This is a genomic window from Subtercola vilae, from assembly GCF_004923255.1.
In the GTDB taxonomy this organism is placed as follows: domain Bacteria; phylum Actinomycetota; class Actinomycetes; order Actinomycetales; family Microbacteriaceae; genus Subtercola; species Subtercola vilae.
In genome coordinates this window covers 16996-31161 of sequence record NZ_QYRT01000010.1, presented here as the reverse complement: position 1 = coordinate 31161, position 14166 = coordinate 16996, and the positions used below count along the sequence as shown (strand labels likewise).

Below are 14166 nucleotides of genomic sequence, written 5' to 3'. Positions count from 1 at the left end.
AGAGTCCTCTAGGTGGTTTGACGGCAAACGTACAAACAATACCGCCCTTCCACGGGCAGAGAGGCTGTCAGATGCGAACCCCTGCTCTGATTCGGGCCCTGCGGCCCCACCAGTGGCTGAAGAACGTGCTCGTTGTGGCCGCCCCGCTCGCCGCGGGAGTACTGCTTCAGTCGGGCGTCTGGCTCACGGTCATCCTCGCATTCGTGCTGTTCTGCGCTGCGTCGAGCGGCGTGTACCTCATCAACGACCTTCTTGATGTCGAAGCCGACCGCGCCCACCCGAAAAAGAAGTTCAGACCCATCGCCTCGGGTGAGCTTTCGATCCCGCTCGCCCTCACCGCCGGAATCGTGCTGCTGGTTGCCGCGCCCGTTGTCTCGGCCCTCATCGTGTCGCTGAACCTCGGGCTCGTCATTGCGCTCTACGAAGCGCTGCAGATCGCGTACTGCATCTGGTTCAAGCACACCGTCGTCGTCGACCTTGTCATCGTGTCGAGTGGGTTTCTCATCAGGGCCATCGCCGGCGCCGTCGCGCTGGCCATCCCGGTGTCCCAGTGGTTTCTCCTGGTGGCGTTCGCCGGCTCATTGCTGATGGTGGCCGGCAAGCGATACTCAGAAAAAGTCGAACTCGAACACTCGGGGCTCGCCACCCGCAAATCGCTCGAGAACTATTCCGCTTCGTACCTTCAGTTCGTCTGGATGCTCGCGGCAGGCCTTGCCACCATCTCGTACTCGCTCTGGGCCTTCGATCTCGGCAATTTGTCGAGCAATATCTGGCCCGCCGTATCGATCGTGCCATTCGCCATGGCAATCCTGCGTTACGCCTACAACGTCGACAAAGGTGTGGCCGGTGCGCCCGAAGACATCGTTCTGAAAGACCGCCACCTGTTGGTGTTCGCGCTACTGTGGCTCATCACGTTCACGCTCTCGGTCATCTTCCGAGTGCCGCACATTTCCTAGAAAGACCTGCAATGAGCCCACGGGCCCTCCTCGCCGGCGGAGCCGGTTTCGTCGGATCACATCTTGCCGAGCGTCTTCTCTCCGACGGCTATGAGGTGGTCGTGGTCGACAACCTCATCACCGGGTTCGTCGACAACATCTCCCACCTGAGGGCCGAGCCGGGGTTCAGTTTCGTGCTGCACAGCGCCGAAGACGCCCAGACCCTGCCCGGGCGCTTCGACCTGGTGCTGCACTTCGCGAGCCCCGCTTCTCCGCCGCGCTACCTGGCGCACCCCATCGAAACCCTGCACGCCGGGTCGAACGCAACGGAGGCGCTGCTCAACGTGGCTCGCCGTGACGGCGCACGATTCATTCTGGCTTCGACATCGGAGGTCTATGGCGACCCGTCAGTGCATCCGCAGACCGAGGAATACTGGGGCAACGTCTCATCGACCGGGCCCCGCAGCGTGTACGACGAAGCGAAGCGTTACGCCGAGGCGCTCACCTTCGCGTACCGTCGCTCGTTTGGCGTCGACACCGGCGTGGTACGGCTGTTCAACACATACGGGCCGCGCATGGATCCGGATGACGGCAGGGCGGTTCCGGCGTTCGTAAAAGCCGCGCTGGCGAACGAACCCATCCCGCTGCACGGCGACGGCAGCCAGACGCGCTCGCTCTGCTACGTCGATGATCAGGTTCGCGGCATCCTCGCACTCGCGGCCAGCGCAGAGGCCGGGCCCATCAACATCGGCAACCCGCACGAGCAGAGCCTGCTCGAGATCGCAGAGCTGGTGATCGCGCTGACCGGCAGCACGTCGACGGTCGAGCTTCAGCCGCGACCCATCGATGACCCGGAACGCCGGCAGCCAGACATTACAAAAGCTCAGTCACTGTTAGCATGGAACCCCGAAGTGCATGTCGAAGAGGGCCTGGCGCGAACGATCGCGTGGTTCGTGGCCAACGGAACGACCAGAACCCCGCTGGTCTAGCCGCGCCGATTCGCTGCATCTGTTCAACGGCCGAAAGGTGACCGTGAAGCTCTCTGTTCTCATGCCCGTCTACAACGAGCAGGCCACACTGGCGAACGTGCTCAACAAGGTGCTCGCCATCGAATGGCAGCAATCACTCGAGGTCGAGTTCGTCATCGTCGACGACGGAAGCACAGACGACACCGCCGTCATACTCGACGCGGTCGACGACACCCGGGTCACCGTCTTTCACCAGAAGCCCAACCAGGGCAAGGGCGCGGCGATTCGCAAGGCCGTCTCGCTCGCCACAGGCGACTACCTCATCATCTGCGACGCCGACGAAGAGTACCGGCCGCAGGAGATCCCCGGTCTCGTGCAGCCCATCCTCGACGGCGACGCGCTCGTGGTCTACGGCACCCGCGCCTTCAGCAGCCACACCTCGTACAGCTACTGGTACGTCATGGGCAACAAGGGCATCAACCTTTTCACGAACATCGTGTTCAACGCCTTCGTCTCTGACGTCGAGACCTGTTACAAGCTCATGCCCATCTCGCTCTACCGCTCGTTGAACGTCACGTCGAACGGTTTCGGCATGGAGGCCGAGATCACCGGCAAGTTGTTGGCCCGAGGCTACCGCCCCTACGAGATTCCCATCTCGTACAAGGCGCGCACCCGCGCAGAGGGCAAGAAGATCACCGCCTGGGACGGCGTTGAGGCGCTCTGGATCCTGCTGAAGATCCGCCTGCGCGAGGGCTCCAGGCGCCAGCCGCCGGTCACGAAATAGCACCGCAACCTGGCGACACACTCACCGGTTCTGAGCAGGCCTCGGTGATAGGGTTTCGCCGAAAGACAGGAGTCCCGTGGCAACGCTTCGCGTAATAGTCGACCAAATTCTGGCACCAGTGCCGGGTGGTATCGGCCGGTACACCGAAGAATTGACCCGGGAACTCATCACCACAGCCCCGCGCGGGTGCGACGTCGAGGCCATTGTGTCGGCCGTCGCCCCCGAAAGAATGGCCGAGCTGAAGAGCCGTCTACCGGGCCTCGGCGCCGTGCACCGCACGCACCTCGGCCGTCGCGAGCTGTCGGCCGCCTGGCAGCACGGGCTGCTCACCGGTCAGAGCCATGGAATGGTGCACGCCACCTCGCTGATGGCCCCGCTCACGAAGCACGACCAGCTGCACCAGCCAGGCGAGCAGATCGCCGTCACCATCCACGACGTCGTGCCGTGGACCCACCCCCAGACCCTCACCCCGCACGGTGTCGCATGGCACAAGGCGCTGGCCAAGCGCGCCCGCCGCTACGCCGACGCCATCGTGGTGCCCACCCACGCCGTCGCAGAAGAACTCGCCCACTATGTGAACTTCGGTGAGCGCGTGCGGGTGATCGGCGGTGCCGTGAGCTCGAGCCTGGTTCTTCCGGTGAACGCGGATGCCCACGCCGAAGCCCTCGGCCTGCCCGAGTCGTACGTGCTCGCCGTCGGCACCCTCGAACCCCGCAAAGGTCTCGCCGCGCTCATCCAGGCCCTGGCCCGGCCGGATGCGCCAGACCTGCCCCTCGTCATCGCTGGCCCCAAGGGCTGGGGCGATCTCGACGTCGAGGCCGTCGCCGCCGAGGCTGGGTTACCGGCCAACCGTCTGCACGTGCTCGGCTTCGTGAGTGACGAAGACCTCGCGCTGGTCATCAGCCGGGCGACGGTCTTCGTCTACCCGAGCATGGCCGAGGGCTTCGGGCTGCCGGTCGTCGAGGCTCTGAATTTCGGCACCCCGGTCATCCACACCGACGTGCCGGCCCTGATGGAGGTCGCCGACGACGCGAGCATCGTGGTGCCGCGCGACGACCCGGCGGGGCTGCCCGAGCGCCTCGCCCACGCCATTGCGCAGGTGGTCAATCACGCCGAGCTCGCCGAACGCCTTCGCATCGTCGGGCTCGACCGCGCACGCGCCTTCAGCTGGCGCGACTCCGCCGAGAAGGTCTGGCAGCTGCACGCCGACCTCTAGCCCCGCCCGGGCAAGCGCTCAGAGGCGCTGCTGCAGGTTCTGGTTCTTCGTCTCGACGAGCAGCGAGAGCTCGTGGCGGTACGTGTCGAGGCGCCCCGCGAGGCCCTCGTCTGCGGTGGCGAGGATGCTCACGGCGAGCAGCGCGGCGTTCGTCGCGCCGCCGATCGACACCGTGGCAACCGGGATACCAGCGGGCATCTGAACAATCGAGAGCAGCGAGTCGAGCCCGTCAAGGCGAGCGAGCGGCACAGGAACCCCGACGACAGGAAGCGTCGTTACCGACGCGATCATGCCGGGCAAGTGCGCTGCTCCCCCTGCACCGGCGATGATGACCTTGATGCCGCGGCCGCGAGCCGAGCGGCCGTACTCCATCATCTTCTCGGGTGTGCGGTGAGCCGAGATGACCTGCACCTCGTGCGGCACGTCGAAGTTCGACAGCACCTCGACCGCGTCGCTCATCACCGCGAAGTCTGAGTCAGACCCCATCACTATTGCCACCAACGGGCTTTCAGAGACCATGGCTACAGACTAGAGGTCGGAGCCCAGCAGCGCTGCGGCCGCCCGCGCACGGAACACCACGTCGTCGAGGTCGTCGCCGAACGCGGTGACATGACCCACCTTGCGGCCGGGGCGCGGCGACTTGCCGTACGTGTGCACCTTCACGCCCGGCTGGTCGGCGAGGGCGTGCGGGTACTGGTCGACGATCTCACCCTCGGTGGGGCCCCCGAGCACGTTCACCATGACGGTGTGGGGCGCCCGAACGCCCGTGTCGCCGAGCGGCAGGTCGAGCACAGCGCGCAGGTGCTGCTCGAACTGGCTGGTCACCGACCCGTCGATGCTCCAGTGCCCACTGTTGTGGGGGCGCATGGCGAGTTCGTTCACCAGCAGCCGGTCATCCGTGGTCTCGAAGAGTTCGACCGCCATCACGCCGGTGACACCGAGTTCGTCGGCGATGGTGGTGGCGATGCGTGCCGCCAGTTCGAGAACGCGGGGGTTCGTGCCGGGCGCGGGCGCGAAGACCTCGCTGCAGACGCCGCCCTTCTGAACCGTCTCGACGACGGGCCAGAGCGCGCTGGGCCCCGACGGACGACGAGCGATGAGCTGGGCCAGTTCGCGCCGAAAGTCGACTCGCTCTTCAGCGAGCAGAGCCCCGCCGTTGCCGTCTTCGTTCAGCACCCGAAACCAGTCGGCAGCCTCGGCCGCGGCCCGCACGAGCCGCACACCCTTGCCGTCATAGCCGCCTCGCGCGGTCTTGATGACAGCCTCGCCGTTGTGGTCGTCGATGAAGTCCTGCAGCTCGTCTTCGGTGGTCACCGCGGCCCAGTCGGGCATGGGAATGCCGAGCTCGCCGAGGCGCCGACGCATCTCGAGCTTGTCTTGCGCGAAGCGCAGCGCATCGGGCCCGGGCTGTACCAAGTGCCCGGCAGCCACGAGTTGCCTGAGAATCATCTCAGGCACGTGCTCGTGGTCGAAGGTGATGACGTCGACCGTCTCAGCGAAGCGCAGAACCGTCTCGGCGTCGTGGTAGTCGCCCACCGCCGTCGCAGCCAGGCGGGCAGAAGAACCCTCGGTTTCAGCCAGTACAGAGAGGTCGAGCCCGAGATTCACCGCCGCGGGAATCATCATTCTGGCCAGCTGGCCACCGCCGATTACACCTATGCGAGAGTTCACCCCCACACCTTACTCGTGCTCGACCCCTCGTGTGAGGGGCTCATGGCTCCCGGCATTTGCAAAACCTTTCCCATATAGTCGAAGGATCGATTGAAGACTGAGTATCAGCGGCACACCGGTCCGCGAGAAAGCACATGGGTTTGAACGCGCTGAAAAACTTTGCGAACCGCGCCTGGGGCGGCTTCTTGACCTACGCTGTCAAATTCGGCGTGGTGGGCCTCGCCGGCATGGTGCTCGACGTCGGCATCTTCAACATGCTGCTGCTCGGCGTCTTCGGCACCGGCCACTTCTTCGCCACCGCCATCGGCGCCAAGCTGATCAGCACGTCGGTCGCGATCATCTTCAACTGGATCGGCAACCGATACTGGACCTTTCGCGAGAACCGCCGCAAGAATGTGGGCCTCGAGCTTGTCGAGTACGCCCTGGTCTCTGTCGGCGGCCTCGCCATCGCTGAGGGCTGCATCTGGTTCACCCACCACGTGCTCGGCCAGACCAGCCTGCTTGCCACGAACATCGCGGCGAATGTCGTCGGCCTCGCCCTCGGCACCGCCTTTCGCTTCGTGCTCTACCGCTACTGGGTCTACGGCACGCAGCGCAGCGACGGCCTGCACAACATCACCGCGGCCCTTGCCGCCGAACGCGAAGACGCCCTCGTCAAGAGTTGAACGACGGTCGGTTCGACTGCTCACCGAGCGTCGTGATCGCCGACACTATGAGATTCGCGTCGGGCACGTCTGATAACACGAGTGGATGCTCGCTGCCCGAGTGAATCGTCACGTCGCCGCTTCGGAACACCGCCTGCAACCCCCGCCGGCTGACCGTCACGTCGAACCCCCGCCGTAGCGACACCTCGTGCCGCTGCCGAACGAAGAGCCCTCGTGTCACGATGACGCGCCGCGTGGTGAGGGTGTACCGCCTCGCCAACCAGGATACGACCGGCAGCAGCACTGCCACGAACACCACGAGAATGGCGCCGCCGAGCGCCGCATCGTTCTGCCAGCTCTCGGCGAACCGACCGAGAAAGTAGCCGCTGGCCCCGGCCACCGCGACCAGCACGAGAACCGGCCAGAACAGTCGACGCCCGTGCGCACGGTAGCGCGCAACCACGCGCTCGGGCTGCTCATCGTGCAGCACCGCGGTGAAGTCGAGGGGGTTCTGGGGCGTCTCGCGCATGGCAGCTTCAGTATCTCAGATGGGTCACATCACCGGCGGCGACCTGCAGAACGCGGCCGCCCGGTTCGACTTCGAGGCGCAGGCGACCGTCGTCTTCCAGCGCGACGGCGCGGCCTGAGACGGTGTCGCCCCCGGGCAGCTCGACCCTGACCGACTGGCCCAGGGTGCCGCAGAGCTGGCTGACGCGGGCGGCGAGGCCACTGGCCCGGGCATCCCCACCGGCCGCCTCGAACGCACGGTAGAGGGCGGTGAAGGCGCCCAGGTAGGCCGCGAGCACGCCGTCGACACTCAACCCGGTGGCGCCCTCGAGCTGCAGCGACGTGGCTGTGGGCACCGGCAGCTGATCGGCGGTCAGAAAGAGGTTCACGCCGGCTCCCACCACCACGCCGCCACCGTTCGGCAGCAGCTGAGACAGGATGCCCGACACCTTGCGCCCCGACACGAGCACGTCGTTCGGCCACTTGACCCACACTGTTTCGGCATCGCCCGTCGTGGGCACCGAGTGCCGCACCGCTTCGGCCATCGCCGCGCCTGCCAGCAGCGGCAACCATCCGAGCGCTTCGGCGGGCAGAGCGGGTGCACCCGCCGGGCCGTGCCCGAACGGTGCCGGGCGCAACAGAATCGACACGGCGAGCGAACCACCCGCGGGGGCGCTCCAGGTTCGGCCGAGCCGGCCACGACCCTCGGTCTGGTTGTCGGTGGCCAGTACCGAGAGATCGGGCCACGCCAGAGCGTCGGCACCGGTGGCCAGCGCCACGAGTTCAGCGTTGGTCGAACCCGACTCGGGCCGCCAGTCGAGCCGGGCGACCAGGTGAGAGCTTCGTTCGAGGTTCATAGTTCGACATTAGGGGCTCAGGTGCGGGCCGGTAGAGTGAACTCCCGTGAGCGATGAAACAACTTCAGGCCCCGACATGTACACAACCGCCGGCAAACTGATCGACCTCAAGAACCGTTACCACGAAGCGGTCACCCAGAGCGGCGAGGCCGCCATAGCCAAGCAGCACGCCAAGGGCAAGAAGACCGCGCGCGAGCGCATCGAGCAGCTGCTCGATCACGGGTCGTTCGTCGAACTCGACGAGTTCGTTCGGCACCGCACCCACGCGTTCGGCATGGATAAGAACCGGCCCTACGGTGACGCTGTCGTCACCGGTACCGGCACCATCCACGGCCGCCAGGTTGCCGTCTACGCCCAGGACTTCACCATCTTCGGCGGTTCGCTCGGCGAGGTGGCCGGCGAGAAGATCATCAAGGTGATGGATCTGGCGCTGAAGACCGGCGTGCCCATCATCGGCATGCTCGACTCTGGTGGCGCGCGCATTCAGGAGGGTGTCGTCGCCCTCGGCAAATACGGCGAGATCTTTCGCCGCAACACGCAGGCGTCGGGCGTCATCCCGCAGATCTCCATCGTCATGGGCCCGGCGGCGGGCGGCGCGGTGTACTCGCCCGCGCTCACCGACTTCGTCATCATGGTCGACAAGACCAGCCAGATGTTCGTCACCGGCCCCGATGTGATCAAGACCGTGACCGGTGAAGACGTGGGCATGGAAGAGCTCGGTGGCGCCCTGACGCACAACAAGATCTCGGGTGTCTCGCACTACCTGGCAAGCGACGAAGACGACGCGCTCGACTACGTTCGCACCCTGCTCGGCTTTCTGCCCGACAACAACCTCGCCGAGCTGCCGGTGTACGAGGCGACGGCTGAGCTCGAGATCACCGATGCCGACCGCAAGCTGAACACGATCATCCCCGACTCGCCGAACCAGCCGTATGACATGCACACGATCATCGAACACGTCGTCGACAACGCAGACTTTCTCGAGGTTCAGCCCCTGTACGCGCCCAACATTCTCATCGGGTTCGCCCGGGTCGAGGGTCGCTCAGTGGGCATCATCGCGAACCAGCCGAACGCGATGGCCGGCACTTTGAACATCGAGGCGGGCGAGAAGGCGGCGCGCTTCGTGCGGTTCTGCGACGCGTTCTCCATTCCGATCGTCACACTGGTCGACGTTCCCGGCTACCTGCCCGGCACCGATCAGGAGTGGACCGGCGTCATCCGCCGCGGCGCGAAACTGCTCTACGCGTACGCCGAGGCCACGGTTCCACTGATCACCGTCATCGTACGCAAGGCGTACGGCGGCGCGTACATCGTGATGGGGTCGAAGCAACTCGGTGCCGACCTGAACCTCGCGTGGCCTACGGCCGAGATCGCCGTGATGGGCGGGCAGGGTGCGGTGAACATCCTGTACCGCGGCGAGATCAAGCGCGCAGAGGCGGCGGGCGAAGATGTGGCCGCCGTTCGTACGAAACTCGCGAACGAGTACACCTACAACGTGGCCAGCCCGTTTCTCGCCGCTGAGCGGGGCGAGCTCGATGGCGTCATCGAACCGGCCGCCACCCGGGTCGCCATCGTGAAGGGCCTGCGCGCGCTTCGCACCAAGCGGGCCTCACTGCCGGCCAAGAAGCACGGCAACATTCCACTGTAGGTCGGCGCGTCTTCATCGGCACCAGCGCCGCAGCACCCTTGCAGTACCACCCTTGCAGTACGACCTCAGAGAGACGGGAACGACGCATGACCGATTCGCCTGACGACGGCACCGTCGACGCACCGGTGATCGTGACGACGAAGAACGTGACCCACGCAGAGCTGGCGGCCGTCACGGCCGTGGTGCGGGGCATGCTCGAAGAAGAGGGAGACTCGCTGCGCTCCGCGAGAGCGGCGGCCCCGACGGCCTGGCAGCGCAGCCAACGCGAATTGCGTCAGACCCTCACGCCCGGCAGTGGGCGCTGGAACGGCTGACCAGCAGCGCGGGTTCTCGCCGTTGTCGGCACCGGGCGTCGCGGGTTTTCAGCGAACCGCCGACTCCCACAAAAAACTGGGGGCCGGCGATTCGCCAACCCCCAGCTATCTTTTCAAGCCAGGCCACTAACCCGAATAGCGCCCTGACTCGCCCCCAAACACTCGCTCACTTACCCTAGACAGCGAATGTTTGGCGGTGTAACTCAAAGAGAGACACCTAGCAGTAACAATACTGTCGGCTACCCCGTTTGGGGGATAGTCGGCATTTTGGAGGACACGGGGGTCAGACTGTTCACTCTTCGTCGCGGGCGATCTGCCGCCACTCGGCCACCTCGTCGTCGTCAGAGTCGGCTCCGAGTGCCGCAGCGGTACCGTCGTCGCTCACGCGCACTCCCACCACCGTGACCGCGGCCGCACTGTCGTCGAGACCGGTGCGCACGATGAGCCGGTCGGCCTGTGAGCGGGCGATCTCGCCGGCGAGCTGCGACTGGATGCGATGGCGAGAGGCATCGGTGAGGTCATCGAGGCCGCCGTCGTCGAGCAGTGTCACATCGATGCCGCGTCGGCGAGCAGCCAGAACCTCGGTTCTCACCTGCTCGTTCAGCAGACGGCGGCCGCGAATCTCGTCGCGCATGGCCCCCTCGAGGTGTAGACATTCCCTCCGGTCTTCGGCGCTCAAGAGGCCATCGGTGTCGACGATGTGGTGCAGGGTCGGGCCAGCGACGCGGTTCATCTGGTCGAGACGGTGGCGGCCCTCGGTGAGCTGGGCCTCCTGCGTGGCCTGCCAGGCCGCCGCATCGAGCTCGGCGCGGGCGAAGAGCTGAGTGTCACGGGCCGCCTGTGCGAGCGCGTGCGCCAGGGCGAACGCGATGCTGACCCACACGGCACTGCCCAGCACCCCCATCTCGACGAGAGCAGCCGGGCCAGACCAGACCACCACGATCACGGCGAGCGCCGCGATACCGAGCCACCCGAACAGCGCCCGCGTGCGCACGGTCACGATGGTCATCAGCGTGCCGATGGCAGCGACGGGCCAGGTGGCGTACCCGTTCGACTTGGTCGCGTCGAGCTGCGAGAACACCAGAATGGAGATCACCAGGCTGAGGGCGAACGCGAGCGCGGCCATCCAGAGCGGCATCGTGAGCGGGCTGGTCGGCCAGAGGCACAGTGTGGTGATGGCGGCGTAGACCACCATGGCCACGATGACGGGCCCCGGCGAACGCGGCAGGTCGAGGGTGAAGACGGCGAGAACGAGGTGGTAGAGCGAGAAGAGGGCCGCGAGAACGAGCACGAGCGAGCGGGGCGGGGCGATCACGACGGAGTCCCCGGTCGCCATGACAGCACGATGGATGTTCCGCCACCCGGCATCGACAGAACCTCCACCACGCCGCCGACCATGTGCACACGCTCGCGCACCGATACACGAAGGCCCAGACGCGCGGGGGGAACCGCGTCGGCCATAAACCCCACTCCCGTGTCAGCCACCTGCACCGTGACATCGTCGAACGACTCGGAGTGCACCGACAGCGTGCGCGAAACCGTGTCGCCGGCGCCGGCCGTGGCATCGCCGCCCGCGTGCTGCAGGCTGTTGATGAGGGCCTGAACGCCGGCGGAGTAGAGCGCCTCGGCGACCGGCGCCGGCAGCAGACGCTCGTCGAGGGGGCCCGTGGAATAGTCGATTCGACTGCTGAGCAGGCGCGCGGCGTCAGCGAGCCGTTCGGCGAACTGGGCCAGCGGTACGGCCGTCGGCCCGAACACGCCAGCCGAGTGCTGCAGGGTGTCGAGCGAGTTCTGGGCGAGCGTCACGGCACGGCGGCGTTCGTCGACACTCTCGGCCCGCGCGGCCGTGATGAGCGTCGTGAGTACCGTGTCATGCACGAGCGCGTCGACCTTCACCCGCTCGAGCTCTGAGGCGTGGTTCAGCGCCGCCCGAGCATACTCTCGCGTGGCGGTGACCTGAGCGGCATCGACGCGGTCTGCCGCCGCACGCAGACTCGTGACGATCATCAGGATGAACGCGCCGATCAACGTGACGTAGAAACCGTCGATGAGCGCGAACCCGACGCTCGCCGAACCACCGGCCGGCACCGTGCGAATGAAGACGTACACACAGGTCACCCCCACGCTGTACACCGCGGCCCATCGCCAGGGAAAGGCGACGGCGGCGTAGGCGAAGGCCACGTCGAGCAGAAACCACAGCCACGGCTGGTTGCCTCTCGCGGCGGCCGTGTCGGTGATGGCGAGCGGCCACAGCACGAGCAGAATCGGGTAACTCAGCGCGAAGAATGCCATCGATGCTCTGACGCCGCGCCGGGCGATCGCGGCGACGAGGATCACCATGAGCTGCACGAAGACGACCAGCACGAAGCCGACGGCCCAGCCCAGGGGCAGCCAGCCCCACGATGCCGCGATGGAGGGCAGTGCGGGCATCGCGAAGAGCACCGCGAAGCCAGCCGACGAACGCGAGACGATGGTTTCGACGCTCGAGCGAGTGAGGGCGCTGCGGAGGCGCAGCAGGGGTGGCTGGGCTGGCTGGGCTGGCTGGGCGGGGCCGGCGGGTGCCGGTGGGGGCGCTGGCGCGGGCGCCGGATGCCCGGGGCTGGGCCGCGCCGGTGCTGGCACGTCAGCGCCCGGCATGCCGCACGTCGTCGATCGCGAGAATGCCGTCTTCGACGGCGCGGCGGAGAAGGTCGACCTTGGTGGGGGCGGGTCGCCCCACCTCCACGTACTTCGCGCGCACCCGGTCGAGGTACTCACGGGCCGTCGACGGTGCGATTCCGAGTTGCGCCGCCACCGCCTTCAGTGGCAGACCTGAGGCGTACAGGTGCAGCACGTCTTGTTCACGCCGGCCCAGTTGCGCCCGGGAGAAGGCCTGGTCGGCATCGATGGCGCTGGCCCATTCGAGGTTGTTCAGCACCTCGCCCCGCGCCACCTGGCGAATGGCCGCCATCACGATGCTCGTCGAACTGGTCTTCGGAATGACCCCCGCCGCGCCCGCCGCCAGGGCGTCACGAATGCTCGAGGCGCGGTCGGCGATGCTGTGGATCAGCACGTCGGCTCCGGTGGCCCTGGCCCGCTGCAGATTGGAGGTGACAGTCGATGCGTCGCCCAGGCTCAGGTCGAGCACGATCACGTCGACAGTGGCCCCCTCGAGCAGGGGCAGCAGGGCATCCATCGTCAACGCGACGCCCACGACGTCGAACCCGGCATCGAGGCAGGCGGCGCGAAGCCCCAGCACAACCGACTCATGGTCGTCGACGATGGCGACCCGAACCTGCTGCGGCAATTCGGCCACGTGACCCTCCCGGCGAGACATCGAAGCTGTCGTCTCGCCTATCGTAGGCCCACCGCTGCTCAGCGCGGGGTCAGTACACCGATCGCTTCGACGTGGTGGGTGTGCGGAAACAGGTCGAACGCACGCAGTGACCGCAGCTCGTAACCCCCGGCAGAGAACTGCGCCAGGTCACGCGAGAACGCCACCGGATCGCACGCTACGTACACGACCTGGGCCGGGTGCAGGTCGATGAGGCTCGCCACAACCAGCTTGCCGGCGCCCGCGCGCGGCGGGTCGATGATGACGGATGCCCGGGCGAGAGCCTGACGCTCAGCCGTGCTGGCATCGCGCTGCAGTTGACCGAGGTACCGGTCGACACGAGCCGTGGCCGCCGACGCGTTCGCGGCGTCGCGCAGATTGAATTCGGCGTTCGCGGTGGCGCTCGCATCGCTCTCGACACTCTCGATGCGCACGTCGGGCGTGAACCGGTCGATCAGGGCCGCGGCCAGCAGGCCCACCCCGCCGTAGAGGTCGAGGTTGGCAGCTGAGGGGTCGAACAGCTCAGGGAGCACCTGCTGCTGCACGGCCTCGGTGAGCGTGCGGGCGGCGCCGTGGTGCACCTGCCAGAAGCCGAGTTCATCGAGCCTGAATTCTCGCTCGCCCACCCGCTCGACGATGGGCTTACCGGCCGGCGCCGACCCGACGACGACCCGGGCACCGCGGCGGCCGTCAGAGACCACGTCGACGCGGTCGGTACCGAGCAGGCGTTCGTCGAGGGGCGAAGCGTATTCGACCGCCTGAGTCGCGAGCGGAAGCGCATCGACCGTCACGACGCGGTGTGAGCGCGCGGCGTAGGGGCCCACGAAACCGTCGTCGTCAACGTGCAGGCTCACCCGGGTGCGCCAGCCGAGGCCGTTCGCTGCATCATCGCCTTCGACCGCTTCGACCTGCACCTCGAGTGCCGGGTGGTTCTCGAGCCGGGCGAACCGCTGCAGAGAATCGACGAGCACCTGACGTTTGAGTTCGCGCTGCCAGGGCAGATCGATGTGGCCGAACTCGGCCCCGCCGGCGCGCCGGTCGGGGTCACGGTCAAGAGCGGCGGCCTTCCACACGTGCAGACGGCGGTGCGGGCTCTCCTCGAGCACCTCGACCGTCTCGGCGCGCCAGAACGACTGGTGGTCGTCGCTCGAGATGCGGGCCAAAACGGTTTCACCCGGCAGGCTGTCGGCGACGAAGACCACGCGGCCGTCGAGCCGCGCCACCGAAACCCCGCCGTGAGCGACGTTCGTCACCTGAAGCTCGACCGTCGTACCCAGAAGTTCACCCATACCTCCAGCATGACAGACGG

General features: G+C 66.7%; 15 protein-coding genes. 7 read left to right on the top strand and 8 right to left on the bottom strand.

Annotated elements, in window-relative coordinates; genetic code table 11:
- Window positions 1–71 precede the first annotated feature (71 nt).
- The 4 genes from D4765_RS07215 to D4765_RS07200 all read left to right on the top strand — a co-directional run bounded on the left by D4765_RS07215 (window position 72) and on the right by D4765_RS07200 (window position 3903).
- Window positions 72–956 (top strand): decaprenyl-phosphate phosphoribosyltransferase, encoded by an 885-nt coding sequence (locus tag D4765_RS07215; RefSeq protein WP_136641619.1) that lies wholly within the window; start codon window positions 72–74, stop codon window positions 954–956.
- An 11-nt stretch (window positions 957–967) separates the two neighbouring features.
- Window positions 968–1924, top strand: a complete 957-nt coding sequence (locus D4765_RS07210; protein ID WP_136641618.1) for a UDP-glucuronic acid decarboxylase family protein — start codon at window positions 968–970, stop codon at window positions 1922–1924.
- Window positions 1925–1967: 43 nt separating this feature from the next.
- On the top strand, window positions 1968–2687 hold the full coding sequence (locus D4765_RS07205; RefSeq protein WP_136641617.1) for a glycosyltransferase family 2 protein: 720 nt from the start codon (window positions 1968–1970) through the stop codon (window positions 2685–2687).
- Between the two features lie 76 nt (window positions 2688–2763).
- Window positions 2764–3903, top strand: a complete 1140-nt coding sequence (locus D4765_RS07200; RefSeq protein WP_136641616.1) for a glycosyltransferase family 4 protein — start codon at window positions 2764–2766, stop codon at window positions 3901–3903.
- 18 nt (window positions 3904–3921) lie between these two features.
- Here the strand turns inward: D4765_RS07200 and purE are convergent, their stop codons facing one another.
- Together purE and D4765_RS07190 are read right to left on the bottom strand one after the other, a co-directional pair.
- Window positions 3922–4422, bottom strand: a complete 501-nt coding sequence (purE, locus tag D4765_RS07195) for a 5-(carboxyamino)imidazole ribonucleotide mutase (protein WP_136641615.1) — start codon at window positions 4420–4422, stop codon at window positions 3922–3924.
- A 9-nt stretch (window positions 4423–4431) separates the two neighbouring features.
- Window positions 4432–5574, bottom strand: coding sequence for a 5-(carboxyamino)imidazole ribonucleotide synthase (locus D4765_RS07190; RefSeq protein WP_136641614.1), 1143 nt, complete (start codon window positions 5572–5574; stop codon window positions 4432–4434).
- Between the two features lie 185 nt (window positions 5575–5759).
- On the opposite strand from D4765_RS07190, the gene D4765_RS07185 reads away from it, so the two are divergent.
- Complete coding sequence (locus tag D4765_RS07185; RefSeq protein ID WP_161580376.1) at window positions 5760–6239, top strand: GtrA family protein; 480 nt, start codon at window positions 5760–5762, stop codon at window positions 6237–6239.
- Here the strand turns inward: D4765_RS07185 and D4765_RS07180 are convergent.
- The gene (locus D4765_RS07180) at window positions 6229–6747 is read right to left on the bottom strand and encodes a PH domain-containing protein (protein WP_136641612.1); all 519 of its coding nucleotides are present in this window, start codon (window positions 6745–6747) and stop codon (window positions 6229–6231) included. The two genes, D4765_RS07185 and D4765_RS07180, sit on opposite strands and share 11 nt — an antisense overlap.
- 7 nt (window positions 6748–6754) lie before the next feature.
- The gene (locus D4765_RS07175) at window positions 6755–7582 is read right to left on the bottom strand and encodes a biotin--[acetyl-CoA-carboxylase] ligase (RefSeq protein ID WP_136641611.1); all 828 of its coding nucleotides are present in this window, start codon (window positions 7580–7582) and stop codon (window positions 6755–6757) included.
- A gap of 76 nt (window positions 7583–7658) precedes the next feature.
- Here D4765_RS07175 and D4765_RS07170 point away from each other — a divergent pair, with 76 nt between their 5' ends.
- Both D4765_RS07170 and D4765_RS07165 read left to right on the top strand, forming a co-directional pair.
- Complete coding sequence (locus tag D4765_RS07170; RefSeq protein ID WP_136641675.1) at window positions 7659–9230, top strand: acyl-CoA carboxylase subunit beta; 1572 nt, start codon at window positions 7659–7661, stop codon at window positions 9228–9230.
- An 86-nt stretch (window positions 9231–9316) separates the two neighbouring features.
- The gene (locus D4765_RS07165; protein ID WP_136641610.1) at window positions 9317–9544 is read left to right on the top strand and encodes an acyl-CoA carboxylase subunit epsilon; all 228 of its coding nucleotides are present in this window, start codon (window positions 9317–9319) and stop codon (window positions 9542–9544) included.
- A gap of 292 nt (window positions 9545–9836) precedes the next feature.
- Here the strand turns inward: D4765_RS07165 and D4765_RS07160 are convergent, their stop codons facing one another.
- Genes D4765_RS07160 through D4765_RS07145 form a run of 4 tightly spaced genes read right to left on the bottom strand, consistent with a single transcriptional unit; the run spans window position 9837 to window position 14146 of the window.
- Complete coding sequence (locus tag D4765_RS07160; protein WP_237280305.1) at window positions 9837–10880, bottom strand: hypothetical protein; 1044 nt, start codon at window positions 10878–10880, stop codon at window positions 9837–9839.
- Entirely contained in the window at window positions 10856–12181 is a 1326-nt protein-coding gene (locus tag D4765_RS07155; RefSeq protein WP_136641609.1) for a sensor histidine kinase, read from the bottom strand. Before D4765_RS07155 ends, D4765_RS07160 begins: the two co-directional genes overlap by 25 nt.
- Window positions 12168–12839, bottom strand: coding sequence for a response regulator transcription factor (locus tag D4765_RS07150; RefSeq protein ID WP_237280304.1), 672 nt, complete (start codon window positions 12837–12839; stop codon window positions 12168–12170). The genes D4765_RS07155 and D4765_RS07150 overlap by 14 nt, the downstream gene beginning before the upstream one ends.
- 59 nt (window positions 12840–12898) lie before the next feature.
- Window positions 12899–14146, bottom strand: a complete 1248-nt coding sequence (locus tag D4765_RS07145; protein ID WP_136641607.1) for a class I SAM-dependent RNA methyltransferase — start codon at window positions 14144–14146, stop codon at window positions 12899–12901.
- Window positions 14147–14166 lie beyond the last annotated feature (20 nt).

Coding starts and splice junctions, on each gene's coding strand:
- D4765_RS07160 (WP_237280305.1), bottom strand. CDS start 10,880: ATGGCGACCGGGGACTCCGTCGTGATCGCCCCGCCCCGCTCGCTCGTG.
- purE (WP_136641615.1), bottom strand. CDS start 4,422: ATGGTCTCTGAAAGCCCGTTGGTGGCAATAGTGATGGGGTCTGACTCA.
- D4765_RS07145 (WP_136641607.1), bottom strand. CDS start 14,146: ATGGGTGAACTTCTGGGTACGACGGTCGAGCTTCAGGTGACGAACGTC.
- D4765_RS07155 (WP_136641609.1), bottom strand. CDS start 12,181: ATGCCGGGCGCTGACGTGCCAGCACCGGCGCGGCCCAGCCCCGGGCAT.
- D4765_RS07180 (WP_136641612.1), bottom strand. CDS start 6,747: ATGCGCGAGACGCCCCAGAACCCCCTCGACTTCACCGCGGTGCTGCAC.
- D4765_RS07175 (WP_136641611.1), bottom strand. CDS start 7,582: ATGAACCTCGAACGAAGCTCTCACCTGGTCGCCCGGCTCGACTGGCGG.
- D4765_RS07210 (WP_136641618.1), top strand. CDS start 968: ATGAGCCCACGGGCCCTCCTCGCCGGCGGAGCCGGTTTCGTCGGATCA.
- D4765_RS07215 (WP_136641619.1), top strand. CDS start 72: ATGCGAACCCCTGCTCTGATTCGGGCCCTGCGGCCCCACCAGTGGCTG.
- D4765_RS07170 (WP_136641675.1), top strand. CDS start 7,659: ATGTACACAACCGCCGGCAAACTGATCGACCTCAAGAACCGTTACCAC.
- D4765_RS07165 (WP_136641610.1), top strand. CDS start 9,317: ATGACCGATTCGCCTGACGACGGCACCGTCGACGCACCGGTGATCGTG.